This is a genomic window from Desemzia sp. AGC72, from assembly GCF_057334175.1.
This window is the reverse complement of sequence record NZ_JBHFIG010000016.1, coordinates 78,417-104,701: the sequence shown is the minus strand read 5'-3', so window position 1 is coordinate 104,701 and position 26,285 is coordinate 78,417. Positions and strand designations below refer to the sequence as shown.

Below are 26,285 nucleotides of genomic sequence, written 5' to 3'. Positions count from 1 at the left end.
AGTTTGCGACATTTTTTCTGATTTACTGTCTCGAAACCGAGATAAAAGGATTATTATTCTTACTTTTATGTGAAAAAAATTCAATCTCTATAAAAAAATGAAAGCACTTTCTTTTGCCGAGGCAAATTCCTATAAAAAAAAATAAAGCGATGTTATGGTCCCTTCGAGGAGACCCCTCTATTTTTTAATATTAGTTGATATAGCTTATAGCTTAAGGTTTGGTATTAGTTTGCAGAATAAAAGAGGAGGAAGAATAGATGAGTAAAAGGTCAATTGATTATAAAAAGAAGATGGATAATAAGAAGAAGTTACATAGTAAACAGGTAAGGAAAATTTTAATGTCATCAGCGGTAGCATCGACATTAGTTTTCCAACCTTTCATTCCAGCCATTCAAAATGGACAATTGATATGGTTTACAGAAAATTCAGCATCAGCTGCTACTTTGGCAGAAGTTGGGCTATTGACAAATGAAGTTTTAACCGTTAATCAGGATACTGTTAATCCTTATAATTTTTCAGTGACTTTAACTGGAACAGGTGCGGCAGACGTGGAATTAGTTAATCCTCAAACAGTTGCTGTATTTAGTGCACCAGATTTAGCAGAAGATCTAACTGTGATTGATGGAACAGCCCAAGTTTCAGTTGAGCTACTACCTATTAATTTGAATGATTTACCTGGAGTGACTAATTTATTAGGAGGGCTAACAGGAACTGTTACTGGGCTCCTTGACGTTGTATTAGGGGATCTTGTTGGTGGTATTTTGGATGGTATAGGCGCTGTAGGCGGATTAGGTGATGTCACAGCTGCATTAGACGCGCTAAATAATTTAGACGCTGCTGTTGTTGATGTGTTAGAGTACAACACTACTGTTGCTGCTAGTGTTAACGAAGTGAACGGGACTATAACTGTTGATTTTTCAGAGGGTTTGGGGAACCACATTGAAACAGCAGTAAACGATGTAGTGTTGCAATTGTTAAATAATGTAGTCGATGCTGTAAATAATCTTACTTTACTAGGTATACCTATTGGCGCTGTTGCTTTAGCACCAGTATTAAATGTACTTACAGATGTAATCGACCCCATTTTGAATGGAACAAGTGATTTACTAAGCGGATTGGTTACGGCGCAAGTTCTTGGACAAACGACTATTTCTTTAAATGCTTCTGTAGATGAAAATACTACTGCTAGTGGAACAATACCAGTTTCTGGGGCTGTTGTTGGAACATCGGTAATTGATGCCCAGTTATTAGGATCAATTGCAGCTAATGGATCAACTGAAGGATCAATAGTTTTACCGGCTGTAGACACAAAAGCACCAGCAGCGCCAATAGTTACTCCAGTAGGAGAAGGTGCGAATGAAGTTACAGGTTCTGCGGAGCCGGATTCGACAGTTAATGTTACATTTCCAGGTGGAGTTTCAGGTACAACAACAGCAAATGGGGATGGGATCTTTACAATAGCGGTACCTGAAGGAATCGATTTAGTAGCAGGAAACCAAATCCGTGTGACTGCAACAGATGCAGCAGGCAATACTTCTGATGCAACCGTAGTCACGGTAGAAGACTTAATAGTCCCAACAACGCCAACAGTAAATCCTGTAGGTGATAGTGATACGGAGGTAACAGGAACAGCAGAAGCTGGCTCAACAGTCGAAGTGACATTTCCAGGCGGAACTACAGGTACAACAACAGCAGGTGCTGATGGAGCATTTGCAGTAGCCGTACCTGAAGAAATCGAATTAGCAGCAGGAAATCAAATAACTGTAACAGCAACGGACGCAGCGGAGAATGAGTCTGACCGCGCTACTGTAACTGTAACAGATGAGACAGCCCCAGATGCACCGGTAATCAGTTTATTAGACAATACAGCTACTGAGGTAACAGGGACTGCAGAGCCAGGTTCAACAGTAACTGTAATGTTTCCAAATGGAGAAACAGATGATACAACAGCTGACGGTGAAGGGAACTTTTCAGTAGCCATACCAGCAGAGGTAGAATTGGTAGTTGGAGATACAGTATCAGCTATAGCAACAGATACAGCTGGAAATAATTCTGATCTAGGAACTATAGCAGTAACGGAAGTAGACGAAACAGCCCCAGATGCACCAACTGTAAATGAGGTAGGTGAAAATGATACTGAAGTAATCGGAACAGCGGAAGCTGGATCAGAAATTACGGTCACTCTGCCAGGTGGCGAAACAGCAACAGGTACAACAAGTGAAGAAGGCAACTTTGTAGTGAGACTGCCGGAAGGAACAGAATTAGTAGCAGGAACTGATTTGGAGGTAACTGCGACAGATGCAACAGGTAATGAGTCTGATCCAACAATTGTTACTGTAGGGGACGAAACAGCGCCAGCAGCACCAACAGTAAATGAAGTAGGCGATAATGCTACTGAAGTAACCGGAGAAGCAGAAGCGGGTTCATCAATTACGATCACTTTGCCAGATGGTGAAGCAACAACAGGAACAACGGATGGAGAAGGCAACTTTTCAGTGACGTTGCCAGAAGGAATAGAACTATCTGCAGGAGATGAATTGGAAGTCATCGCAACAGATGCAGCAGGTAATCCTTCTGACGCAACAACAGTTACGGTAACAGATACAACAGCGCCAGAAGTCCCAACAGTTGTTGAAGTAGGCGATGATGCTACAGAAGTGACCGGAACAGCAGAACCAGGATCAGCTATCACTGTCACTTTTCCAGGTGGCGTGACAGCAACAGGAACAACAGATGAAGACGGCAACTTTTCAGTGACGTTGCCAGAAGGAACAGAAGTAACTGCGGGAGATGAATTGGAAGTCATTGCAAGAGATGAAGCAGGCAATACTTCTGAGTTAGTCACTGTAATTGTAGTCGACACAACAGCACCAGCTACCCCAACAGTTACACCAGTTGATAGTACTTCAACTGAAGTAACAGGAACAGCAGAACCAAGCTCTATTATCACGATCACTTTGCCGGATGGAAGAGAAGTAACTGGTATAGCCTCTGAAACGGGTGCATTTGCAGTGAATCTGCCTGAAGATTTAGTTTTAGAAGGTGGAGAAAGATTATTAGTCACAGCTACTGATGCAGCTGATAATGAATCAGCACCACGAGTAGTAACGGTAGCTGACGTTACAGCACCAGTTATTTCACCTATCGCTGATGCAACTGTGATTGAAGGTTTACCAATTGATGCAATTGAAGTTGAAGTGAGCGAAACAAGTACTATAGATCCAGCAGGATTGCCAGAAGGATTAACTTATGATGCTGAAACTGATTCTATTACAGGTACGCCTTTAGTAGATGATTGGGGTGAAACAGAAGAAGAACGTGAATTCATTGTTTCAGTTACAGCTACTGATGAAGCAGGAAATACAGCAGTCCCAGAAGATTTTGTGTTAACTGTTCAACGTGACACGGATGGAGACAGTATTCCTGACGTAGAAGATACAGATGACGACAATGACGGTGTCAGCGATGAGGACGAGATTGATGCAGGAACGGATCCGAAAGACGAAATAGATGTCCCAGAAGATATTGATCCAGATATCACAGCCCCTGTCATTACAGAAATCAACGATATCTTAGCTGTTGAGGGGGAAGAAATCGACGATATCGAAGTGGAAACCGATGATCCAGACAGTGTTATCACAGTTGATGGATTGCCGAATGGTTTAACTTTCGATGAAGATGCCAATACGATTTCTGGTGCTCCGACGATTGAAGACTGGGGAACTACAGAGGAAGAGCGAAAAGTTGAAGTCAGCGTAACGGCTATGGATCATTCTGGAAATGAGTCTGAAGCTGAAGTATTTACCATTACGATTCAACGTGACACGGATGGAGACGGTACTCCGGATGTAGAAGATGAAGATGATGACAACGATGGATTCACTGACGAAGAAGAAATTGAAGCAGGAACTGATCCAAAAGATGATACGGATAGACCAGATGTCGCAGCACCAGCTACTCCAATCATTGATGAAGTAACAAGCGAAGACACGACAGTCGACGGAACTGCAGAACCTGGTTCAGAAGTTACGGTTACTTTACCAAATGGTGAGACAGTGAGCGGAGTAACAGATGAGAACGGAAATTTCTCCGTGGCATTACCTGAAGATCTTGATTTAACAGGTGGAGAAGTGCTAGAAATCGTTGCAAGAGACGAAGCCGGTAATGTTTCTGATCCAGAGTTTATTAGAGTAATTGACAGAACTGCACCGATCATTTTAGAAATTGAGGACCAAAGAATTGTAGAAGGTACCGAAATTGAAAATGTGAATATTGTAGTAGAAAATCCAGGTGGAGAAAACCAAGAACCAGATTTAGCTGGTCAAGCTTTTGCGAATTTTGCGATTCAACCATTCGCTACTCCATTAGATGGCGTATTTGTTCAAAACTTGCCTGAAGGAACTACATTTGACGCAGAAGAAAATGTCATTAGCGGAATTCCAGTCATCAGCGACTGGGGCGCTACGGAAGAAGAACGTGATTTAGAAGTAACAGTCATTGCTCGAGACGAAGCTGGAAATGAAGCGACAGAAGTGTTCACGATCACTGTTTTACGTGATACTGATGGAGATGGAATTCCGGATATAGACGATGAAGATGATGACAACGATGGCGCAACAGATGAAGAAGAAAGCGATGCAGGTACAGATCCAAAAGATGATACAGATGTACCAGAAGATGAAGCTGATACAACAGCACCAGAAGCTCCAACTGTACAACCTGTGACAGATGAATCAGCAGAAGTGATTGGTGAAGCAGAACCAAATACTGACGTAACGATCACGTTGCCAAATGGAGAAACAGTAACGGGCAGAACGGATGAAGATGGAGACTTTGTGATCGCACTTCCTGAAGATCTGGAGTTGAATGTTGGGGATAAATTGACAGTCGTTGTAACGGATGAGGCAGGCAACTCGTCTGAACCGCTAGTCGTTGTGGTAACTGACGAAGCAACTTCTGAAACACCGACAGACCGAGAAAATCCAGATGAAGATGGCGAAGCACCTGGAGATGACAGCAATGTCGGAAACGTTCAAGGAAATGGCTCATCAACTGGCAGCGGTCAAAGTGATAACACTGCAGTCGGGAAAGAACAAGAGTCACTTCCGCAAACAGGTGAATCACAAAGTATGTTAGCTGTTATGAGTGGTTCGGTTATGGCAGCTATTAGTACAATGATGCTGGCATGGAACAAAAGAAAAAAAGGATTCACAAAAAGAAAATAAAGACGTGAAGTAAAACTAAGTGGTCACTATATGGGGCTCATCAAAAAGCGTACTTGAATAGTAGGCGGCAAACTTCTCGAAAACCTAAGTGTTTTAGCCTCCAGCTCATAAACTGGTGGCTTTTTTTATAAATGTACGTTTCGCAAATCTCAAAATCGTTACACAGTTAGTGAGGAGAAATTATGGAAAAAAAGATAAAAGACAAACATAGGCGTTGGCCAAACATACTATGGGGAAGTCTGTTGATTATCGGAGTATTGCTGATACTTAGTACACCGATTAAAAACTGGCTGGTTTCTATGGGTTCTGATCGATTGTTGAGTGAATCTGTAGATGCTAGTAGTATAAAAGAAAACCATCAAAAAGATGCATCCTTTGATTTTGAAGAAGTGGAAATGTTAAACATGGAAACTGTAGCTCTGGCACAATTCAACAGCGATCAAATAACAGTACTAGGCGGTATTAGTATACCCACCGTGGGATTGAATCTGGCGATCGGAAAAGGGACCTCTCCTTATACCTTGGCACTTACAGCAGGAACCATGAAAGAAGATCAAGAAATGGGCAAGGGAAATTATGCTTTAGCTGGCCACTACATGAAAGACCCTGATTTGTTGTTTAGACCATTGTATGAGGTAGAAATAGGCGATACTGTTTATCTGACTGATTTGAGCTACATTTATGAATACCAAGTCATTGAACAACGAGAAATTGAAGCTACAGAAGTCAGTGTGATAGACGATGTTCCAAACAAAACGTTATTGACGTTGATCACGTGTTATGATGATGGCGTTACTCGATTATGGACTAGTGCTGAATTTGTTCAAAAAGTTTCAGTAGATGATGCCTCTCCTGAAATGTTAGAAGCTTTTGATTCTGATTTGAGTATTCGGTCACGTGGATCGCTAAAGCAACAATAGAATAAAAAAGATAGTTTATATAACACCGTCTTTCAAAAGAACCTCAACTTTTTTTAGTTGAGGTTCTTTTGTGTCTAAAGGAATGTAAGGGCAAACATTGAAAGGACAGGCTTTTGTATTGAAAATAAAGCTTGCAAATAGAATACAAAAAGAGCATACTATTTGTTAGTTACCTAACAGTTCGGTGCCGAACTATTAGATGGAGGAATCATAAAGACAACCAAGAAATTTTAAGAGGAGGTAAAAAGTGAGGGAATTTCAGGATTACGTTTGTTTCTCACTGCAAGCAGCCAATCACCAAGTCAAAAAGTCTATCTCTGCCAAAATGACGGAAATCTCAGATGATCAAAACAATATGATGCAATCCAGAATCATTGGTTTCATTCACAGTAGACAAGACAAAGATGTCTTTCAAAAAGATATTGAAGAATTGCTGAAAATTCGTCGTTCAACAGCGACGGGTATGTTGAATACACTTGAAAAAAAGGGACTCCTAGAGCGCCAGCCAGTGAGTCACGATGCCCGTTTGAAAAAACTGGTCATTACTCCTAAAGGAATCGAATTTTCAAAAAAGGCAGTAGAATGCATTCAAAGTATAGAATGTAAGGTGCGTTCAGGACTGACTGAAGAGGAATTGGAAACTTTTTTTAATGTATTAAGCAAAATCAGAAAAAACATGGAAGATGTTGAATAGAATGTAAGGGAGTTTATATATGATACAGTTGTTAAAATATTTAAAAACGAAAGACTGGGGAATCGTTTTTATGGTTCTCCTATTTATTATTGCTCAAGTCTTTTTAGATTTGAAATTACCAGACTACATGTCTGAAATTACGGTTATGGTCCAAACACCTGGCAGCGAAACTAGTGAGATCATCCAAACCGGCGGATATATGATGCTGTGTGCCTTAGGAAGTTTAGTGGCAGCGATTATCGTCAGCTTCCTGTCTACAAGATTAGCAGCTTCTTTTGCTAAGGAATTGAGAGAAAAACAATTTGATAAAGTGGAGAGTTTCTCGATGCAAGAGATAAATGGTTTTTCCACTTCCAGTTTGATCACTCGTTCAACAAATGACATCACTCAAGTGCAAATGTTTATTGCGATGGGGATGCAAATATTATTCAAAGCTCCTATCATGGCGGTTTGGGCGTTAACAAAAATTTCCAATAAAAACTGGCAATGGACAGCAGCTACCGGAATCACTGTAGTTGCTTTATTAGCTGTGATTATTACGGTTATTTCTTTGGCATTGCCTAGATTCAAACGTATCCAATCATTGACCGATAATTTAACTTCTGTTACAAGAGAGAACTTAACAGGTATCCGTGTAGTTCGTGCATATAACGCTGAAGACCACGAAGAAAGTAAATTCGAGACAGCTAATACCGCTTTGAATCAAAATTACTTATTCACTACGCGTATGATGGCGTTTATGGCTCCTAGTATGGTAGCTGCAATGAATGGATTGAGTCTGGCGATTTATTGGATCGGAGCTTATTTGATCAATGAGTCTGTTGATATGATGCAACGTATCACCCTTTTCAGTGACATGGTCGTGTTCTCTTCGTATGCGATACAAGTCGTTATGTCATTCGTTATGCTGACATTCGTTTTCGTAATTTTACCGAGAGCGCAAGTTTCAGCAAATCGTATCAAAGAAGTCTTAAATACAGATTCTACTATTAATGATGGAACAGTAACAGAAGGTAAAGACCACTTGGAAGGTGAAGTTGAATTCCGTAATGTCGGTTTCAAATATCCGGATGCTGCTGATTATGTGATCAAAGACATCAGCTTCAAAGCGCGCAAAGGAGAAACAGTAGCATTTATCGGATCAACAGGAAGTGGTAAGAGTACGATCGTCAATCTTGTACCGCGGTTCTATGATCCAACAGAAGGTGAAATTCTTATAGATGGTGTGAATGTGAAAGACTATACCCAAGAGGCTTTGCGCAATAAAATCGGGTATGTTCCTCAAAAAGCTGTCTTGTTCAGTGGAACGATTGCTTCGAATATTGCATTTGGAGATAATGGAAAAGAAGCTATTTCTAAAGACGCTGTAAAACATGCGATCAGTGTAGCTAAAGGAACGGACTTCGTTGAGAAAACAGAAGATCAATATGAAGGACACGTGGCTCAAGGAGGGAACAATTTCTCCGGAGGTCAAAAACAACGTATGGCGATCGCCAGAGCGATTGCTCGCGATCCGGAAATTTTTGTCTTTGATGATTCTTTCTCTGCATTAGACTACAAAACAGACCGCGAATTGCGTTCGCAATTGAAAGAAGAAGCAAGCGGAGTAACCAACCTGATTGTTGGTCAACGAATCGGAACGATCAAAGATGCTGATACGATCATCGTACTGGACGAAGGACGGATCGTTGGAAAAGGCACACATGCAGAATTGTTAGAAACCTGTGAAGTGTACCGCGAAATTGCTTATTCTCAATTATCAGAGGAGGAATTAGCTAATGAGTAAACACGCTGGAGAAGTATCAGGTATGAAACCGAAGAACATGAAACAAACTTATAAAGACTTATTGGCTTACATCAATGTATATCTTCCTATTGTGATAGTAGCGCTTCTTTTAGCTATGGGGGCGGCGGTGATTTCTCTGATCGGTCCACGCAAATTAAGCGAAATCACTGATTTGATCACAGCAGGATTGACCGGTCAATTGGATATTGCAGCAATCGAAAAAATCGCTTTTCTATTAGTGACATTATACGTGATCAGTTACATTGCCAATTATATCCAAGGATTTATTATGGCGACAATCACGCAACGTGTCTCTAAAAAGCTTAGAAGAGACATTTCTGAAAAAATCAATCGTCTGCCGTTGCGTTATTTTGACTCCAACAGTGTCGGAGACGTACTGAGTCGAGTAACCAATGATGTCGATATGATCAGCCAAACCATGAACCAGAGTATCAGTACTCTAGTAACCGCAACAACTATGTTCTTGGGTTCATTATTTATGATGTTCATTACAAATGTTCCAATGACCTTTGCTGCAATAGCTTCAACATTGATTGGGTTTGGATTGATGATACTGATCGTCAGACATTCTCAACAATACTTCGGAGCACAGCAAAAAGCTTTAGGAGCAGTCAATGGGCATGTAGAAGAAATCTATTCTGGCCATAATGTCGTAAAAGCCTATAATGCTGAAAGAGCAGCCAAAGAAACATTTGATCAAATCAATGATGACTTGTACCAAAGTGCTTGGAAATCTCAATTTTTCTCTGGAATCATGATGCCGTTGATGAACTTTATCGGGAACTTCGGTTATGTAGTCGTCAGCATTTTAGGAGCTGTCTTGGCCTTAAACGGAGACATTACTTTTGGAGTAATCGTAGCGTTTATGATGTATATTCGCTTATTCACTCAACCGTTATCTCAATTTGCACAAGCAGCAACGAGTCTTCAATCAACAGCTGCAGCGAGTGAACGCGTATTCGATTTCTTGCATGAAGACGAATTGATGGACGAAAAAGGTAAAACAAGTAAACTGGAAAACATCCGTGGAGATGTTGAATTTGAACACGTTCATTTCGGATATACACCTGAAAAAACAATCATCAATGATTTCTCTGTTCATATCAAACCTGGACAAAAGGTCGCGATTGTTGGACCAACTGGTGCCGGAAAGACAACCATCGTCAATTTATTGATGCGTTTCTATGAAATCAATAGCGGTTCGATCAAAATCGATGGTGTCCCAACAACGAATCTGACGCGTGAAGATGTTCATGAGCAGTTTTGTATGGTGCTTCAAGACACGTGGATTTTCCAAGGAACAGTGCGCGAAAACATTGTTTATAACGTAAAAGGCGTAACAAACGAGCAAGTTGAAGCGGCATGTAAAGCAGTAGGGATCGATCACTTTATCCGTACTTTGCCTCATGGATACGATACAGTATTGGATGATCAAACAAGCTTGTCTGCTGGACAAAAACAATTGATCACGATCGCTCGTGCTTTAGTCAAAGATGCACCATTATTGATTTTGGATGAAGCAACGAGTTCAGTAGATACTCGTACAGAAGCCTTGATTCAACAAGCGATGGACCGTTTGATGGTTGGGCGTACGTCATTTGTGATCGCTCACCGTTTGTCTACGATCAAGAACTCTGATGTGATTTTGGTGATGGATAATGGAGACATCATCGAAAAAGGGAATCACGTAGAATTGTTGGCCGCTGGCGGTTTCTATGCGAACTTGTACAATAGCCAATTTGAAGAAGCTTAATATACACAAATGAAATAGCTTTTATATGTTAAAAAAAGTAAGCAATACTATCTATAGTTGTAGATAGTATTGCTTTTTTGTAGAATGAATGAAAATATAGAAAGTAAGAATCGAAGAAAATTGAGTAACAATACTCTCTTAATTTAGAAACTATATCTTTATCGAATACTAAGTGGTAATGTAAAAATATATCAAAAGGTGGTGGAAGCATGTTAGAAATTGATAAAATCAATGAGTTGACAAGCACAGAAATGATTATATATCAATATATACTCCAAAACATGGATAAAGTTTATTTTATGAGAGTAAGAGATTTAGCAGAAGCAGTTCATGTCTCGAATGCGTCTATTACTCGATTTATTCGTAAATGTGGTTATAATTCATTCGCAGAATTTCGATTTAAGTTAAAAGAAGAACAAAAAGTTCAAAAGAAAAGTGAATTAAATAATTTAACTAACAGTATTTATGAATTTTTAGATAACACTGAAAACCAATCTTTTCAACAAAAATTTGACTATTTTGTTGAGTTGTTTATGGAAGGACGTACATTAGTATTCATTGGTATTGGTTCGTCAGCTATCAATGCGGAATATGGAGCAAGGATCTTATCCAATGTTGGAGTTCCGGCTTTTTCTATAAAAGATCCCTACTATCCCTTTGATTCTTTAATGGGAACTGAGTCTAATTTAGCCTTTGTGATTATGTCAGTAACAGGGGAAGTCTCAATAATAAATGATATAGTAACAAAAATTCGCAAAAATGGGCAAAGTCTCATACTAAGCATTACTGGTTCAGACTCGAATAGTTTGGCTAAGCTGTCTAATATGAGTATTTCTTACGGATTTGAAAAAGAAGTTACTGGAGATAATTATATTGTTACATCATCTGTGCCAGCCATTTTTATTTTAGAAATGATAGCAAGAAGAATACACGAATTAAAACAAGAATAAAAACAACTCTGCAACGTTTTTATTGCAAGAGCGAAAAAAAATTCTTTTAAGCGAAAATCCGAACAGAGTTAAAGGAAACGCTTTCTTTTGGAGATATGTCTATTTATAATAGGCTTACGACAAAAGAAAGGGGTTTTACATATGGATAAATTATTAGACGGTCTACAAGAAAAATTAGGTCCTATAGCGTTAAAATTAAATGAAAATAAATACTTAGGGGCAGTACGTGATGGTTTTATGGGAGCAATGTCACTCTTGATTTTGGGTTCTTTATTCTTGCTCTTCGCGAACTTGCCTATCCCAGGATATGCTGATCTTATGGCAAATACTTTCGGGAATGATTGGGCAGTATTTTTTAATGTACCATATGATGTAACAATGAATATCATGACATTATTTGTAATCATTGGATTATCACGTTCACTAGCTAAAAGTAATGGAATTGATGATTTAGGAGCTGTTCTCTGGGCATTAATCGGGTTCTTGATTCTAACCCCAGTATCATCGTTTGAAGTAAATAGTGCCGTTTCGTCTTTTCTTCCAATGAATAATTTTAGTGCAAGTGGGTTATTCTTAGGGATGTTGTCTGCCATATTAGCTGTTGAGATTATGGCATTTGTATTGAAGAGAGGTTGGAGAATTAAATTACCTGAATCAGTACCAAGTAATGTGGCTAAATCATTTGATGCATTGATTCCGGGACTATTTATTATCTTGATTTTTATGGGAATCCGTATGATTTTTGAAGCTACATTATATGAAACTGCTCAAGCCTTTATTTTCCAAATTATCCAAACACCTTTAACCTCCTTTGGTACTAGTTTACCGGCAACAGTATTGGTTATCATTATTGAAACAGTGTTATTCTCTTTCGGTTTGCATGGACCTAATATCATCGGAGGAGTAATGCAGCCTTTATGGCTATCTACTATGGCAGAGAACTTAGCTGCTTTCCAAGCTGGACTAGACTTGCCGAATATTGTTACATACCAATTTTATGGTAATTTTATTAAAGTTGGGGGAGCAGGCGGAACAATTGGGTTAGCATTATTGTGCTTATTCGTAGCTAAATCACAACAATTTAAAACGTTAGGAAAATTAGCTATTGGACCTTCAATTTTTAATATCAATGAACCGTTGATTTTTGGACTACCAATTGTGTTAAATCCAGTTTTCATCATACCTTTTGTTATTACTCCAGTTGTATTAACTATTTTAACTTATATTGTGATGACAACTGGTCTTGTCCCACCTACCAATGGGGTTAATGTGCCTTGGACAACGCCACCTGTTTTTTCAGGATTTTTAGTTTCGGGATGGCGTGGAGCTTTGTGGCAAGTAATGGAAATAGGGATTTCAACAGCTATTTATTTCCCATTCTTTAGAATGGAAGATCAAAAAGCATTTGCTTTAGAAAAAGGACAATCAGAAGAAGTTTATTCAAGTTCGATCTAAACAAAAGAAGATTGTTTGTTTCTACAACAAAGGCCTCTAAGATACTATTCACTAATTGAATAGTATCTTAGAGGCCTTTTACTGATTATCTAGTTCTTGAAAAGAATGAATTTTTGCATCTGGCCTGTCAACTTGTTAAACTGTAGCTGAAAAAATCTATTAGAAGGAAGGCAGATTAAGATGCTGAAAGATGTGTATCCGTATTTGATTTTTGATCGTCAATCAGAAGAAGCAATGAATTTTTATGCGGAAGTATTACAAGCTACTGTCCTAGATCTTACGCGATACAAAGAGATGCCGAGTATGGAAGATCAGCAACCTGTCCCAGATGATGTAAAAGAATTAGTGCTGAATGGAACGATTCAATTGCCTAACGGAACTTATATCATGTTCTCAGATAATTACCCTGGATCCTCTTATATTATCGGGAACAATGTTACGGTGACTTTGGTGTATACAGACCCTAAAGACACACAGAAGGTTTTTGATGCGTTAAAAGAAAACGGTCAGATTGAAATGGAATTGCAGAAAACGTTTTGGAGTCCACTGTACGGTAATGTAACCGACAAATATGGAATTCAGTGGCAACTGTCAACTGAGGCTGAAGAAAGTTAAGCGCGGTTTTCTAGATAAAAACAAGCAAAGACACAGTGCATATCTAATGTCTCTGCTTGTTTTTAGGTTTGCAAATTATTTTTTGTGTTTTAACAACTTCAAAGCTATCAAAGCTGTACTGGCAACTGCAACAGTAGCCAACACAGGGTTTTTAGTAGCTTTGACATAATAACTCTTCTTCCGCAGCCATCCTTTGTTGGTGCCACGTTCATGTAGGCCGTATCCAGCGTGATATAGACTACTTTCTTCTTTTGGCTTAGACGGACGAGAATCGTATTGAGAAGGGTGCATCACTTTTTCAACAAATTTGTCCGTAAAACGAGGCAACATATGAGAAAGAACGGTCAGGAACTTCGATTGTCCGCCAACATAAACATCTCTGGTCGGTTTTTCAGCTGCAAATAAAATAGCTTCTGCAACAGCATCTGGAGGGTAGACCATACCGATATGAGTTGGTTGATGTTCCAGATAGCTATGTGCATGTTCATTGTATGGAGTATCAATTTTTCCAGGCTGAATCAAAGTAACAGAAATCGGAACATGATCTTTTTCAAATTCCATACGGATACTTTCTGTCCAACCATGTACAGCAAACTTAGATGAAGCATAAATCGATTGAATCAATGAAGCTTTGTTCCCAAAAATCGATCCGATATTGATGATCGCACTCGGTTGACCGGTTTCTTTGAAGTGTTTAGCTGCAGCTTTTGTTCCATAGACGACACCCCAAAAATTGGTTTCAAACATTTGTTTCATATCAGGAGTACTGATTTCTGTACCATGTCCGTAAATAGAAACACCGGCATTATTGACCCACGTATCAAAATGACCAAATTCTGCAATAGCCTTTTCAGCGATTCTATAGACGTCTTCTTCTTTGGAAACGTCAGCCACCACATACATAGCAGATTGACCTTTAGATTTCAGTTCATCAACCAATTTCTTCAAGGCTTCTTCGTTTCTTGCGGCTGCTACTACTTTTGCACCTTTAGCAGCTGCCATTCTAGCGGTAACTAATCCGATTCCGCTCGACGCTCCTGTGATAACAATGACTTGATCAGCTAATTTCTTCAAAGGCAACTTCATATTATTGACGGGCATTTTTTCTTTTGACATAAATGAATATCCTCCTTATTTTATAGTTTGTGGTCCACAAGCAGTAAAAAAGAATTTATCCCTAATGACAATTGCTACAACATTTCTTTCTTTACTATTCATTTTAAAGAAAGGAGAGTACGATATGCAAAAAAAAGGCTTGTTAAATACAAAAAACCACCCAAACTAGACTAGTTTGGGTGGTTGAGTTTTTAAGTTTAAATTATGCTTTAGTAATGTTTACTGCTTGAAGTCCGCGGTTACCTTCTTCAATATCAAAAGTAACTGTTTCGCCTTCTTCTAAAGTTTTGAAACCGTCAGTTTGGATAGCTGAGAAGTGTGCGAATAAATCTTCTTCGCCTTCGCGTTCGATAAAACCGAAACCTTTGTCTGCATTAAACCATTTAACTGTACCTTTATTCATAATAAAATTCCTCCATTGTTTTGTGCTTTGAGCACGTTGTATTTGCAATATTTCATTTAAAAAAGAAGAGGGAATTTAGTCATAAAATGAATAAAACTACCAATTAATTTTGTTAATAAAACTACTACAATTAATACTATACCCTTTATTTCAAGATAAGTAAAGCCTCATGCTAGATATCTTTTCAACTCTCTTAAAAATGAGTGAACAAAAAGACACATTTGTTATAGATTTTTATGCCAGGAATTGCTGTCTGTCGTTAAAGAAACTGCGGTAAGCCAAGAACGATGCAATGTAAGAAGACAAGCTGGTTGTTGCTACAACCATAAAAGTCACCATAATTTGGTACATGATAGCTGTGGTAGGGACAGTACCGGCAAAAATCAATCCTGACATCATGCCAGGAAGTGTTACGATCCCGATCGTTTTGGCAGAATCCAGAGAAGGCTGCATACCGGACTTGATTGTTTCGCGCAAAATGGAGCGCGAAGCTTGGTTCGGCGTAGCGCCAAGCGACAGCTTTTCTAATATTTGTTGGCGCTGATCTCTAAACAAGGTATTCAAATTGCGGTAGCACAAACCAATAGTCGTCATAGCTGTTCCGCAAATCATTCCTGAGATAGGAACGATTTGAGAAGGGGTAAATTTGATAGAACCTGATAAGACGAGTACCGTTAAAGTTAAAATAACAGTAGAGAAAATAGCGATGATGGAAATCTTTAAGGAATTCGGAATCTGATTGCTCCGTTTATGAGCGTTCCAGGCAGCATTGAAAGACATCACGAAGACTAAACTAATCGTCACCAAAGGGCTGTCTATTCCAAATAAGTAAGTTAAAATATACCCCACAGCCACTAGTTGAATAACTGCTCGAGTTATACTGTAAAAAATTTCTTTAGCGGTCCCCAAGCGTTCTTTATAAGAAATAAAGACTCCAACAAGCACCAATGCAAAACTAAAGGCGATAGTTGCTGGACTAATCTGCAAATTCATTCTACAATTCCTCCTTTTGAACGATTTTTCCACCAACGATACGAATACGCTTATTCGCCAAAGCAGCTTCTGCTTCATTATGGCTGATCATCAAAATTGTCATTTCCGTCGTTGAACGCATTTCTTGAAGCCATTGCCAGATGATTCGACGGTTTTCTTCATCTAAAGCACTGGTCACTTCATCCAACAATAAAATTTTCGGCTGAAACAAGACATTACGAATCAAAGCTACCCGTTGTTTTTCTCCGCCTGATAGAGCATTGATTGGTTTATCCAAGTAGTCTTCAGGTAATCCGACCATACTTAAATAATTCACTGCTTTTTGCTGATCAAATTCCAGCTGACGAATCTCATAAGGGAAACTCAAGTTGTCTCTCACCGTATCTCCAAATAAAACAGGGGATTGGAAACAGTAAGACACTTCTTTTCGGTATTCGACAGGATCATACTGTTCAATAGGGCGACCATTGTAAAGCAGTTCGCCGTTCGTTTTAGACTGGATCGTTGCAATGATTTTTAATAAAGTGCTTTTCCCGCTGCCTGATGGCCCGGTAATAGATAAAAAATCTCCATGTTCTACTGTAAAATGAATGTCTTCTAAAATTTTATTGCCTTCAGTCTCAAAAGACAGCTGTTTGATTTCTAATAAAGCCATGATTATCGGTCTCCTTTTAATGTACTGGCCCTCTTATCCTATCATGTTTTTTAAACAGATAGAAAGAAATCTAAGAGAAAGTAGGTTGGACGAAGAAAGAGTTTCATTGAATCCGGTTTCTTTTCTCGTTGACACTTTTTTATATAAGCGGTAGACTATTTAAGTATTTACGATAAAGCGTTTGCAATAAAAAAAGGGGACAATAAACATGAAGAAAATGGGCGTATCGATCTACCCGGAAAAAAGCACTTATGAACAAGACAAAGATTATTTAGACTTAGCACATAAATATGGATACAAACGTATTTTTACTAGTTTGCTGGAAATTACAGGTGATTCAAAAGAAGTTGTAGCTAAATTTAAAAAAATCATCGAGTACGGCAATTCATTGGGCATGGAGACTGTTGTAGATATCAACCCAGGTCTATTTGAACAATTAAATGTCAGTTATGATGATTTATCTTTCTTCCATGAACTAGGCGCAACAGCCGTTCGATTGGATTTAGGTTTTACGGGTGCTGAAGAAGCGCGCATGACCAAAAATCCTTATGGTCTTCAAATTGAAGTCAACATGAGCAGCGGAACGAAATATATCGACAATATCATGAGTTACCAACCTAACAAAGAAAATCTGACCGCTTCACAAAATTTCTACCCCCAAAGATACTCCGGCTTAGCTCAAGACCACTTTGAGCAAACAACTGCTCAATACACGCACTACAGATTGAATACAGCGGCTTTTGTTACTTCACAAGCAGGGAAATTGGGACCATGGCCTGTTCAAATGGGATTATGTACATTAGAACAGCACAGACACCTATCTATTCAGACTCAAGTCACGCATTACCGTTTAATGGATACGATGGATGATTTGTTGATTGGGAATGGATACGCTTCTGAAGCTGAATTAAAAGCTATGGCAAGTGCATTCTCAAATGCGCATCCTCAATTGGAAATCGTGTTTGAACCGCATGCAACGGAATTGGAACGGAAAGTGATTTTAGAAGAAGTACACCAATACCGTGGTGACCGGTCAGAATACATGATTCGTTCTTCTATGACTCGAGTGAAATATAAAGCAGAGGATTTCCCAGTGCATTCTACTGCAGAAACGAAAAAAGGAGACGTAGTGATCTGTAACAACAACTTTGGCCAATATAAAGGGGAAACCCAAATAGCGCTGAAAGCTATGGAAGATGATGAATCACGCAATATCGTCGCCAAATTAACTCCAGAGTCTATTTTCTTATTAGACTATCTAGCACCGTGGTCAAGCTTCCAATTTATTGAAGCAAAGTAAAAGAATATAAAAAATGAGTTTCTTAAACCAATTTGTGTTGGTTTAAGAAGCTCATTTTTTTTGGAAACAGTATTGAAACCCTGTTATAACAGAATTAGTCATAGCTATAGCTATTTTTAGTGTGTAGTGATTATATTTGTAGAGAAGAGTTTACTTCAATAATAGATATAGGAGCGGGAAAAGTGCAAATTAGCCAAACGTTAAAAGCAAAAAGAAAAGAACGATCACTGATTCAAATACAAGTTGCAGAAAAAATATACGTTTCTCAAAAATCGATTTTTAATTGAGAGACAGGAAAACGTAACCTGATATAGACAGTTTGATTCAATTGGCGCAACCTATATGTTATTTTCTTTAAGTTAAAATTTATAATAGTAACTTTAAAACAGAGACCAGTTCTCTGCTTTTTTTGTTTTTAAGAGGGTTCAGGCAGACATGCTTATTTCTCACATATAGTAAGTCTTTCTAGATAAGGATTTTTTATACCTCGAAAAAAATATCTCGAGTTCGTAAAGTTCTGCTTGCATTTAACTTACTTACATGACATAATGTAAGTAAGTTAACAAAAAGTAAGTGAATAATTGGTGGGTTTTCCACAATTCATTACATAAAATGGAGGAAACGCATTGGCAACAGAAAGCTTTTTTACACGAATAAAGAATACTTTATTCAGTAACCAACAACAAACGATAGAAGAGGAGAACAAAATTATGAAAATCGGTATTATATCAGGAAGTGTACGTGAGGGGAACAATGCAGCGGCAGTATCGCAATGGATCTTAGATTTTGCTAATAATAGAAACGACGAGGGTGTAGATTACGAATTAGTTTCTTTAGCAGATTATGATTTGCCGTTGTTAGGAGCTAAACTTCCTGCTGATCGTCAAGAAGCTGCAGGAGCTGCTATTCAAGCTTGGTCAGAAAAAATAGCTTCATTTGATGGATATGTATTTGTTACTCCAGAGTACAATCATGCAGTAGGCGGCGCATTAAAAAATGCGATTGACTTCTTGAAACCAGAAGTAGCTAATAAAGCAGCAGCATTAGTTGGATACGGTAGTTTAGGTGGAGCTCGTGCACACGAAAATCTACGCGTTATTTTAGGTGAATTGAGTGTAGCAACAGTTCGCACAACGACAAACTTCTCGTTGATGACAGACTTTGAAAACATGAGTGTCTTCAAACCAAATGATTACAACAAAATAAATGCTGAAGGCATGTTCAATGATTTACTGTTATGGACTAAAGGATTGCATACAATTAGATAAATCATTCTTAAAACAATTAAAGAACAAAAACTGAGCTGTGTGCAGATTCAATTCTGACATAGCTCAGTTTTTTAACAGTTATTTTGCTCAATTATGAACAAAACCTCATAAATGGGAAACTTGGAAATAGAAATTGGAATAATGTAAAAACAAAAAGAATTCTTATTATTTCGAGCATTCGCGACTGCATAAACATAATAAAGTACATATTGGTACAGTTGTAAAAGGTATAGTTGAAAGAGGGAACATTTTCATAATATAAATTATAAATGAGAAAACGATTCAAATATGGTATTAACCGATACTTTGTGATAAATTTAACTTGTAAGAAGTAGTGAAATACTGATCAAGAGAAATCTTTGTTGGGTATTAAAAGAAGAGAGGTTGGGTTTGATGGAAGAAAGAGTAAAATATACAGGTAAAGATTATTTGAATAAAGTTTTGGGAGGCACGGCATCAGGTATTGTTATTGGGTTAATTGCTAATGCAATATTAGGTTCAATTTTTACCGCACTTATTCCTTATGGTTCAATTTTTGCCTTATTAGCAAATGTAGTTAAAATTATGCAATTTATTACACCGGCAATTATCGGCGTTCTTGTAGCCATGCAATTTAAAATGAATGGAATGGAAAGTGTCATCATCGGAGCAGCAACCTTTTTAGGTTCTGGAGCTTACCAAGTGACGGAAACTGGTGTCCAATTAGTGGGGATCGGAGATTTGATCAACGTGATGCTCATCTCAGCAATTGCTGTCTTTGTGACTCGCTTGCTTCAAGGCAAGTTAGGATCGTTGACACTGATTTTAATGCCAATCATCGTAGGAGCCGGAGTAGGGACTTTAGGTCTGGTAATGCTGCCTTATGTAGGGATGATCACTTCTTCAATTGGTGATTTAATCAACAGCTTTACGACTCTTCAACCGTTATTGATGGCTGTATTGATATCAGTAGCTTTCGCTATCTTGATTATTTCTCCTATTTCAACAGTTGCGATTGGAATTGCGATTGGAGTAGCTGGATTAGGTGCAGGTGCAGCAGCAGTCGGAGTGACAGCTTGTACAGCGATTTTGATTATTGGTTCTTTAAGAATCAATCAATCTGGAACAACCTTAGCTATCTTACTGGGAGCTATGAAAATGATGATTCCCAACTTGATCAAATACCCTAAAATCATGATTCCGATCGTATTGAATGCTATCGTATCAGGTGTGGGAGTTTACTTCTTAACCATTCATGGGACTCCTCAAACTGCTGGATTCGGAATCGTCGGATTAGTTGGACCGATTCAAGCGTATAACATGGGAACAGGCTTGATGAGCGTATTAGCAGCTTACTTTATCATTCCATTTGTCGGAGGCTTTATTATCGACTTTATATGTGCTAAATTGCTGCATGTGTATGAAGATGAAATTTTCAAATTTATTCCAGCTTCAAATTAAAAACAATAAACTAATGAGTAAAAACGGAGGAAATTCAATATGAAAATTGCTATTGCAGGTTCAGGAGCTTTAGGATGCGGGTTCGGGTATATGATGCAAAAAGGCGGTAATGAAGTAACGCTGCTTGATTTTTGGGAAGACCACATTCAAGCGATTCAAGAAAATGGGCTTTCTATCACGGTCAATGGGAAAGAAGACAAGATTACTATTCCAGTAGGTAAACCGGATGAATTCAACGAAACATTTGATACAGTTTTTATCTTCACCAAATCTATGGGGCTAAGATATATGTTGGAAGCAATCAAACACTTATTAGATGAAGATACGAAAGTAGTTTGTTTATTGAATGGACTGGGACATGCCAACACGATCTCTGAATATGTTCCTAAAAAGAACATCATCATGGGGACAACGGTATGGACAGGAGGATTAGACGCTCCGGGAAAAACTCATTTTATGGGTGAAGGTCCTGTAGAAGTTCAAAACTCAGATGAGAATGAAGAAGCAGCCGCTCGCCAAGTCGTGAAAATGATGGCTGATTGCGGATTAAACGGAGTGTACAGTTCAAACGTCCACTTTACCACTTGGAGAAAAGCTTGTGTCAATGGAACAATGAACGCATTATGTTCTTTATTAGACTGCAATATCAAAGAATTGTTTGAAACCGCTGAAATCGATCAAATGAACCACAACATCGTGTCAGAATTTTCTCGAGTAGCTGAAACTGAAGGGGTCCAATTGAATGTCGAAGAAACGGTCAACTATTTAAAAACTGTTGCAGAAAAAGTAGGAGGGCACTACCCTTCAATGCATCAAGATCTTAAAAATAAACGCCCGACAGAAATCGATTTTTTAAATGGTGTTGTAGCAAAAGAGTCCGAAAGAAATGGTTTTGAAGCTCCTTACAGCAAGAAAATCACTCAATTGATCCATGCTAAAGAAGATATATTAGGCATCAAACGGTAAATGAAGAGATATCAGGTTGGTTAAGGATAAAACCTTTACCAACCTGAATTTTTTTGCTTCTCAGAAGAAAGTCAGTATAATGGGATGGAAACGTTTTATTTTTAGGAGGAAAAGAATGGATACATTAACATTTTACGACATGACATTGACTTGGATAGACGGAGGAATCACGTCTATGGATGGAGGAGCTATGTTTGGTGTAGTGCCAAAGCCTTTATGGTCAAAAAAATACCCGCACAACGAGAAAAACCAAATCGAATTACCCACCGATGCGATCTTAGTCCAATACCAAGACAAAAACTATTTGATAGACGCTGGAGTAGGACAAGGAAAATTAAGTGAAAAACAACGTCGAAACTTTGGTGTAACAGAAGAAACAAAAGTAGATGAAAGTTTGAAGGAATTAGATTTAACGGTAAATGATATCGATGTGGTGTTGATGACGCATATGCATTTTGATCATGCTGGCGGATTGACCCGCTTCGAGAATGGGGAACTAGTCTCTACTTTTCCAAATGCCGTTATTTATGTGAACGACATTGAATGGGATGAATTGCGCCATCCAAATATTCGTTCGAAAAGTACGTATTGGAAAGGAAACTGGGAACCGATTCAAGAGCAAGTTGTTACCTATCATGATCGGTTAGAAGTCGTACCAGGAATAGAAATGATCCATACAGGCGGTCACAGCGATGGACATGCGATTATAAAATTGACCCAACAAGATAAAACATTACTGCATATGGCTGATATCATGCCGACACATGCGCATCAAAATCCTTTGTGGGTATTGGCGTATGATGATTATCCGATGACATCTGTTTTCAGCAAAGAAAAATGGATGAAAGAAGCATACAAAAATCAGTACAAATTTATTTTTTACCATGATGCTTATTATCGGATGATGCAATGGGATGAAACTGGAAAAGAAATCATTGATTCTTTAAAGCGCAGCAAACCAGCGTATATTACATTCCCTGAATAATAAAAAGTGATTCAAGCTCTCCCTTCTAAGAGAACTTGAATCATTTTTTATATATCAATATAAAATATCATTGGCGACAGTTTGATAAAACAAGGCTTTGATTTTATCTGGATCGCTTTCTCTGCCGAGCGCCCACATCAATTTGCAGACTACTGATTCGGTTGTCATATCATAAGCTTCTAATACACTGACTTTATTTTTAAGTTTGTTGCCCACTTTGTAGATTTCCATGTCGCTTCCTTCATTAGGCACTTGTGTGGTCATCACAATGATCTTCCCGCGTTTCGTCCATTTCTTGATGACATCATAAAAACCATATTCTGGAAATGATGGAATACCTCCAACACCATAACTTTCAATGATAATAGCGTCTTTCTTAGATAACATAAAATCCAAAATTTCTGCCTCGGCACCAGGAGTTAATTTAAATAAGCCTACTTTGGGATTGATTATTGGGTAGAAGTCAGGCTGAGCAGCTGCAGGTTGTTGAATATATTGAATCAAATGACTGTCTTGGATAATAGCGATATAGGGGTAATTGATGCTGGAAAAAGCTTTGAAACTTTTGGAATGAGTCTTTCTAGCTCGTGTTCCCAAAATGACTTTCCCATTAAATACGATCTGCACCCCGCTGGCTTTATCGGATGATGCATATAAAAAACTGTCATACAAATTGGTTTTCGAATCGCTGATCTCCATATTGATTGGTTTTTGAGAGCCAGTGATCACAATGGGTTTAGGCGAGTTTTGAATCATATAAGATAACGCAGCAGCTGTGTAAGCCATTGTATCTGTTCCATGTGTAACAACGAAACCGTCGTACTGATCGTAATTGTCTCGGATAGTTTCTGTTAATAAAGTCCAAATGTCAGGAGACATATTGGTGCTGTCTATATTACAAACTTCTAAAGTGCTCACTTCGCAAAACTTGGAAATATTTGGTATATAATGCAAAATATCTGAGGAAGCCATTTGCGGTTCTAATCCATCTGCTGTCAATGCAGAAGCTATTGTTCCGCCGGTTCCAATCATCAAAATCCGTTTCATTTTTTAGACTCCTTACACTGATTTGCTCAAAGATACTTTATTATACCGCAAGTTTCGGCTTTGAAAAAGAAACGTAAAAAATAAAAGGATTTTTTTGTTGTAATCCAAGAGGAATATTGCTACAATCATTTACAGCAAAGTCCTTTAATTTGATCCTGTGAGATCGAGAAGGGTAACAAATCGAATATATTTGATACCAGAGGTCCTTTTGCGAATAAAAAATTCACATAGGGGCATTTTTTTGTGCCCTGGAGAGGAAGTATGGTCATGGCTGTAGAGCACAAGAAGTTATTATTGGATATTGAGGAAAAACCCCCAGTAGCCAAAGGTTTATTGTTAAGTCTTCAACATATTTTTGCGATGTTTGGAGCCACTATTTTAGTCCCATTGATTTTAGGAATGCCAGTATCTGTAGCTTTGTTAGCAAGCGGGGTCGGTACGTTGATTTATCAAGTAGCAACTAAATCAAAGGTGCCTGTCTATCTAGGTTCTTCATTTGCCTATATTACTGCAATGGCAGTTGCTATCCAGCAAATGGGCGGGGATATAAGCGCTGCTCAAACAGGAGTCGTGTTAGTCGGATTATTGTATGTTATTGTTGCAGCGTTTGTAAAATTATTAGGAACTAAGTGGATCGATAAAATCTTACCGCCAATCGTCATCGGACCAATGATCATGGTGATCGGTTTAGGCTTAGCAGGATCTGCAGTCACCAATGCCGGTTTCGTAGCAGGTGGAGACTTAAGACACATTATTGTAGCTATCAGTACGTTTTTGATCACAGCTTTCGTCAATACGAAAGGAAAAGGTTTGTTTAAAATCATTCCTTTCTTGATTGGGATCATTGGAGGATACATGATAGCATTAGCTTTAGGACTGGTTGACTTCACACCTGTTTTAGAAGCAAAGTGGGTTGAAATGCCTGGATTGATCTTACCATTTGCTACGCCTTGGTTTGGAAATTATAAATTCTATCTTGGACCAGAAACACTAGCGATCTTACCAGTAGCTTTAGTCACTATTTCTGAACACATTGGAGATCACACTGTTTTAGGTAAAATTACCCATAGAGAGTTTTTAAAAGATCCGGGATTGTCCAGAACGTTGATTGGGGATGGATTCGCAACAGCTGTTTCAGCTTTTATCGGTGGTCCGGCGAATACGACGTATGGAGAAAATACCGGTGTTATTGGGATGACCAGAATAGCTTCAGTCTCTGTTATCCGCAATGCTGCTTTGATAGCGATCGGTTTAAGTTTCTTTGGGAAATTCACAGCTTTGATCTCTACAATTCCAAATGCAGTACTTGGAGGCATGTCGATCTTATTGTACGGCGTTATTGCAAGTAACGGACTAAAAGTTCTTATTGAAGAGCAAGTAGATTTTGGGAAAGTACGCAACCTGATCATTGCCAGCAGTATGATGGTTTTAGGGCTTGGCGGAGCAGTGTTGGAAATCGGAACCGTGATTTCTTTTTCAGGAACAGCTCTAAGTGCTATAGCAGGAATCCTTCTGAATTTGATCTTACCTCAAGAAAGCGAATATGTTCCAGAAGAAAGCTTGGAAACTAAAGCGTCTGAAAATATCAGCAGTGTACAAAAGTTAAAGAACACAACCGTATAAAAAACGAAATAATCCCCGCTTAAGGAGTTGTCCTTTAAGCGGGGATTATTTTTTGAATCAAGTTTCTACTATATTAAGAGTTTATTTAGAAGAATCATCATTGTCTTCTGGTGACGGAGGTACAACTGTATCGTGTGTTCCAGGACGATTGCCTCTTGTTAAATGGTCTGATTCCGCATTCCCTGTTGCTTCATCGGACGCTGATGATCCCATTGAACCGATATCTGTAGCAGGATCTACTGTTTCATCTGGTAATAGATTTTCTTCTGTATCAGCCAAGTAATTAGTATCAATAGAAGTATCGACTTCATCTTGGTAATCATAATCTTGGGAACTGTCACCCGAAAAATCGCCTTCTGATAAAGAAGGGGTTCTAGCGTTGCCTGGATTTTCGTTTGGAACATAGTGATAGCTGCGGCGTCTAGTATCCATATCATCTTCATTGTCTAAAATGGGAGGATAGCTTGTAGGTTCCTCGTCAGTCGGTTCAGACACATAATGTTCTTCATCAGCCAAAGGAGGCGTACTGTTAGAAAAATCTGTCGCACCCGCTTCCTCAGAGAAATCATCTACTAAAAGGACGATTTTTCCTTCGTCAATATCATCTTTATATGGTTCTAATACTTCTTCGTCCGCTTCGTATCCAACATCATCGCTGGAAAAAACATCTTTGATTTTATCCCAAGTTGATTCGTCTTTTTCAGCATGATCCGTGTTGATCTGAGTTTCTGCAGCGGCAGAAAAACGATCATGTGCCTCTTGATTCGCAATCAACGTCAGCAAAGTCCGATCATAACCTTGACGCACTAATTTCTCTATAGCTTCGTTAGCTTCATCGATCGTTGAATAACTTCCTTGAACAAATTTTCCCATGATTCTTTCCTCCTTGAATTTTCTGTTGAATAACTTTCCTTTTTTACTGTGACTTCAGTGTAAAGAGATTTGGAAAAAACAGCAAAAGATATGCGTTGGAAAGAAAAATAAAATTAACAAAGACTATAAATTATACGCTGTTTGCTGTTTTCTGACAAAGAGTGTTCATAATGAGGAAGGTAAAAACGTACTAAGAC

At 38.5% G+C, this 26,285-nt stretch carries 20 protein-coding genes; 14 read left to right on the top strand and 6 right to left on the bottom strand.

Annotated elements, in window-relative coordinates; translation table 11 throughout:
* Positions 1 to 257: 257 nt before the first annotated feature.
* The 8 genes from ACE025_RS07395 (at position 258) to ACE025_RS07360 (ending at position 13,419) form a co-directional block, all read left to right on the top strand.
* A complete protein-coding gene (locus ACE025_RS07395) occupies positions 258 to 5,225 on the top strand; it encodes an Ig-like domain-containing protein (RefSeq protein WP_485938948.1) in 4,968 nt (1,655 codons plus the stop codon).
* A 182-nt stretch (positions 5,226 to 5,407) separates the two neighbouring features.
* On the top strand, positions 5,408 to 6,145 hold the full coding sequence (locus tag ACE025_RS07390; protein ID WP_485938946.1) for a class A sortase: 738 nt from the start codon (positions 5,408 to 5,410) through the stop codon (positions 6,143 to 6,145).
* A gap of 247 nt (positions 6,146 to 6,392) precedes the next feature.
* Positions 6,393 to 6,839 carry a MarR family winged helix-turn-helix transcriptional regulator gene (locus ACE025_RS07385; RefSeq protein WP_485938944.1) on the top strand — a complete coding sequence of 149 codons (447 nt, stop codon included), beginning with the start codon at positions 6,393 to 6,395 and terminating at the stop codon, positions 6,837 to 6,839.
* A 19-nt stretch (positions 6,840 to 6,858) separates the two neighbouring features.
* Positions 6,859 to 8,625, top strand: coding sequence for an ABC transporter ATP-binding protein (locus tag ACE025_RS07380; RefSeq protein ID WP_485938942.1), 1,767 nt, complete (start codon positions 6,859 to 6,861; stop codon positions 8,623 to 8,625).
* A 22-nt stretch (positions 8,626 to 8,647) separates the two neighbouring features.
* Positions 8,648 to 10,399, top strand: a complete 1,752-nt coding sequence (locus ACE025_RS07375; RefSeq protein WP_485939013.1) for an ABC transporter ATP-binding protein — start codon at positions 8,648 to 8,650, stop codon at positions 10,397 to 10,399.
* A 209-nt stretch (positions 10,400 to 10,608) separates the two neighbouring features.
* Positions 10,609 to 11,349, top strand: coding sequence for a MurR/RpiR family transcriptional regulator (locus ACE025_RS07370; RefSeq protein WP_485938940.1), 741 nt, complete (start codon positions 10,609 to 10,611; stop codon positions 11,347 to 11,349).
* A 141-nt stretch (positions 11,350 to 11,490) separates the two neighbouring features.
* Positions 11,491 to 12,804, top strand: a complete 1,314-nt coding sequence (locus ACE025_RS07365; RefSeq protein WP_485938938.1) for a PTS sugar transporter subunit IIC — start codon at positions 11,491 to 11,493, stop codon at positions 12,802 to 12,804.
* Positions 12,805 to 12,984: 180 nt separating this feature from the next.
* The gene (locus ACE025_RS07360) at positions 12,985 to 13,419 is read left to right on the top strand and encodes a VOC family protein (RefSeq protein WP_485938936.1); all 435 of its coding nucleotides are present in this window, start codon (positions 12,985 to 12,987) and stop codon (positions 13,417 to 13,419) included.
* Positions 13,420 to 13,494: 75 nt separating this feature from the next.
* Here the strand turns inward: ACE025_RS07360 and ACE025_RS07355 are convergent, their stop codons facing one another.
* From ACE025_RS07355 to ACE025_RS07340, 4 genes are all read right to left on the bottom strand, one after another.
* A complete protein-coding gene (locus ACE025_RS07355) occupies positions 13,495 to 14,535 on the bottom strand; it encodes an SDR family oxidoreductase (RefSeq protein ID WP_485938934.1) in 1,041 nt (346 codons plus the stop codon).
* Between the two features lie 202 nt (positions 14,536 to 14,737).
* The gene (locus tag ACE025_RS07350) at positions 14,738 to 14,938 is read right to left on the bottom strand and encodes a cold-shock protein (protein WP_092480867.1); all 201 of its coding nucleotides are present in this window, start codon (positions 14,936 to 14,938) and stop codon (positions 14,738 to 14,740) included.
* Between the two features lie 234 nt (positions 14,939 to 15,172).
* The gene (locus tag ACE025_RS07345; RefSeq protein WP_485938932.1) at positions 15,173 to 15,931 is read right to left on the bottom strand and encodes an ABC transporter permease; all 759 of its coding nucleotides are present in this window, start codon (positions 15,929 to 15,931) and stop codon (positions 15,173 to 15,175) included.
* Position 15,932: 1 nt separating this feature from the next.
* On the bottom strand, positions 15,933 to 16,586 hold the full coding sequence (locus ACE025_RS07340; RefSeq protein WP_485938930.1) for an ABC transporter ATP-binding protein: 654 nt from the start codon (positions 16,584 to 16,586) through the stop codon (positions 15,933 to 15,935).
* 208 nt (positions 16,587 to 16,794) lie between these two features.
* Between ACE025_RS07340 and ACE025_RS07335 the strand changes: the two genes are divergently transcribed.
* The 5 genes from ACE025_RS07335 (at position 16,795) to ACE025_RS07315 (ending at position 22,545) form a co-directional block, all read left to right on the top strand.
* On the top strand, positions 16,795 to 17,886 hold the full coding sequence (locus ACE025_RS07335) for a DUF871 domain-containing protein (RefSeq protein ID WP_485938928.1): 1,092 nt from the start codon (positions 16,795 to 16,797) through the stop codon (positions 17,884 to 17,886).
* A 710-nt stretch (positions 17,887 to 18,596) separates the two neighbouring features.
* Positions 18,597 to 19,154: an NADPH-dependent FMN reductase gene (locus ACE025_RS07330; protein ID WP_485938926.1), complete on the top strand. Its 558-nt coding sequence runs from the start codon at positions 18,597 to 18,599 to the stop codon at positions 19,152 to 19,154.
* Positions 19,155 to 19,547: 393 nt separating this feature from the next.
* Complete coding sequence (locus tag ACE025_RS07325; protein ID WP_485938924.1) at positions 19,548 to 20,594, top strand: PTS sugar transporter subunit IIC; 1,047 nt, start codon at positions 19,548 to 19,550, stop codon at positions 20,592 to 20,594.
* Between the two features lie 39 nt (positions 20,595 to 20,633).
* Positions 20,634 to 21,560 (top strand): 2-dehydropantoate 2-reductase, encoded by a 927-nt coding sequence (locus ACE025_RS07320; protein ID WP_485938923.1) that lies wholly within the window; start codon positions 20,634 to 20,636, stop codon positions 21,558 to 21,560.
* A gap of 115 nt (positions 21,561 to 21,675) precedes the next feature.
* Entirely contained in the window at positions 21,676 to 22,545 is an 870-nt protein-coding gene (locus ACE025_RS07315) for a YtnP family quorum-quenching lactonase (RefSeq protein WP_485938921.1), read from the top strand.
* A gap of 54 nt (positions 22,546 to 22,599) precedes the next feature.
* On the opposite strand, the gene ACE025_RS07310 is transcribed toward ACE025_RS07315, so the two are convergent.
* Positions 22,600 to 23,592, bottom strand: coding sequence for an asparaginase (locus ACE025_RS07310; RefSeq protein ID WP_485938919.1), 993 nt, complete (start codon positions 23,590 to 23,592; stop codon positions 22,600 to 22,602).
* Positions 23,593 to 23,859: 267 nt separating this feature from the next.
* On the opposite strand from ACE025_RS07310, the gene ACE025_RS07305 reads away from it, so the two are divergent.
* The gene (locus tag ACE025_RS07305) at positions 23,860 to 25,215 is read left to right on the top strand and encodes a uracil-xanthine permease family protein (protein ID WP_485939011.1); all 1,356 of its coding nucleotides are present in this window, start codon (positions 23,860 to 23,862) and stop codon (positions 25,213 to 25,215) included.
* An 81-nt stretch (positions 25,216 to 25,296) separates the two neighbouring features.
* Here the strand turns inward: ACE025_RS07305 and ACE025_RS07300 are convergent, their stop codons facing one another.
* A complete protein-coding gene (locus tag ACE025_RS07300; RefSeq protein ID WP_485938917.1) occupies positions 25,297 to 26,088 on the bottom strand; it encodes a hypothetical protein in 792 nt (263 codons plus the stop codon).
* Positions 26,089 to 26,285 lie beyond the last annotated feature (197 nt).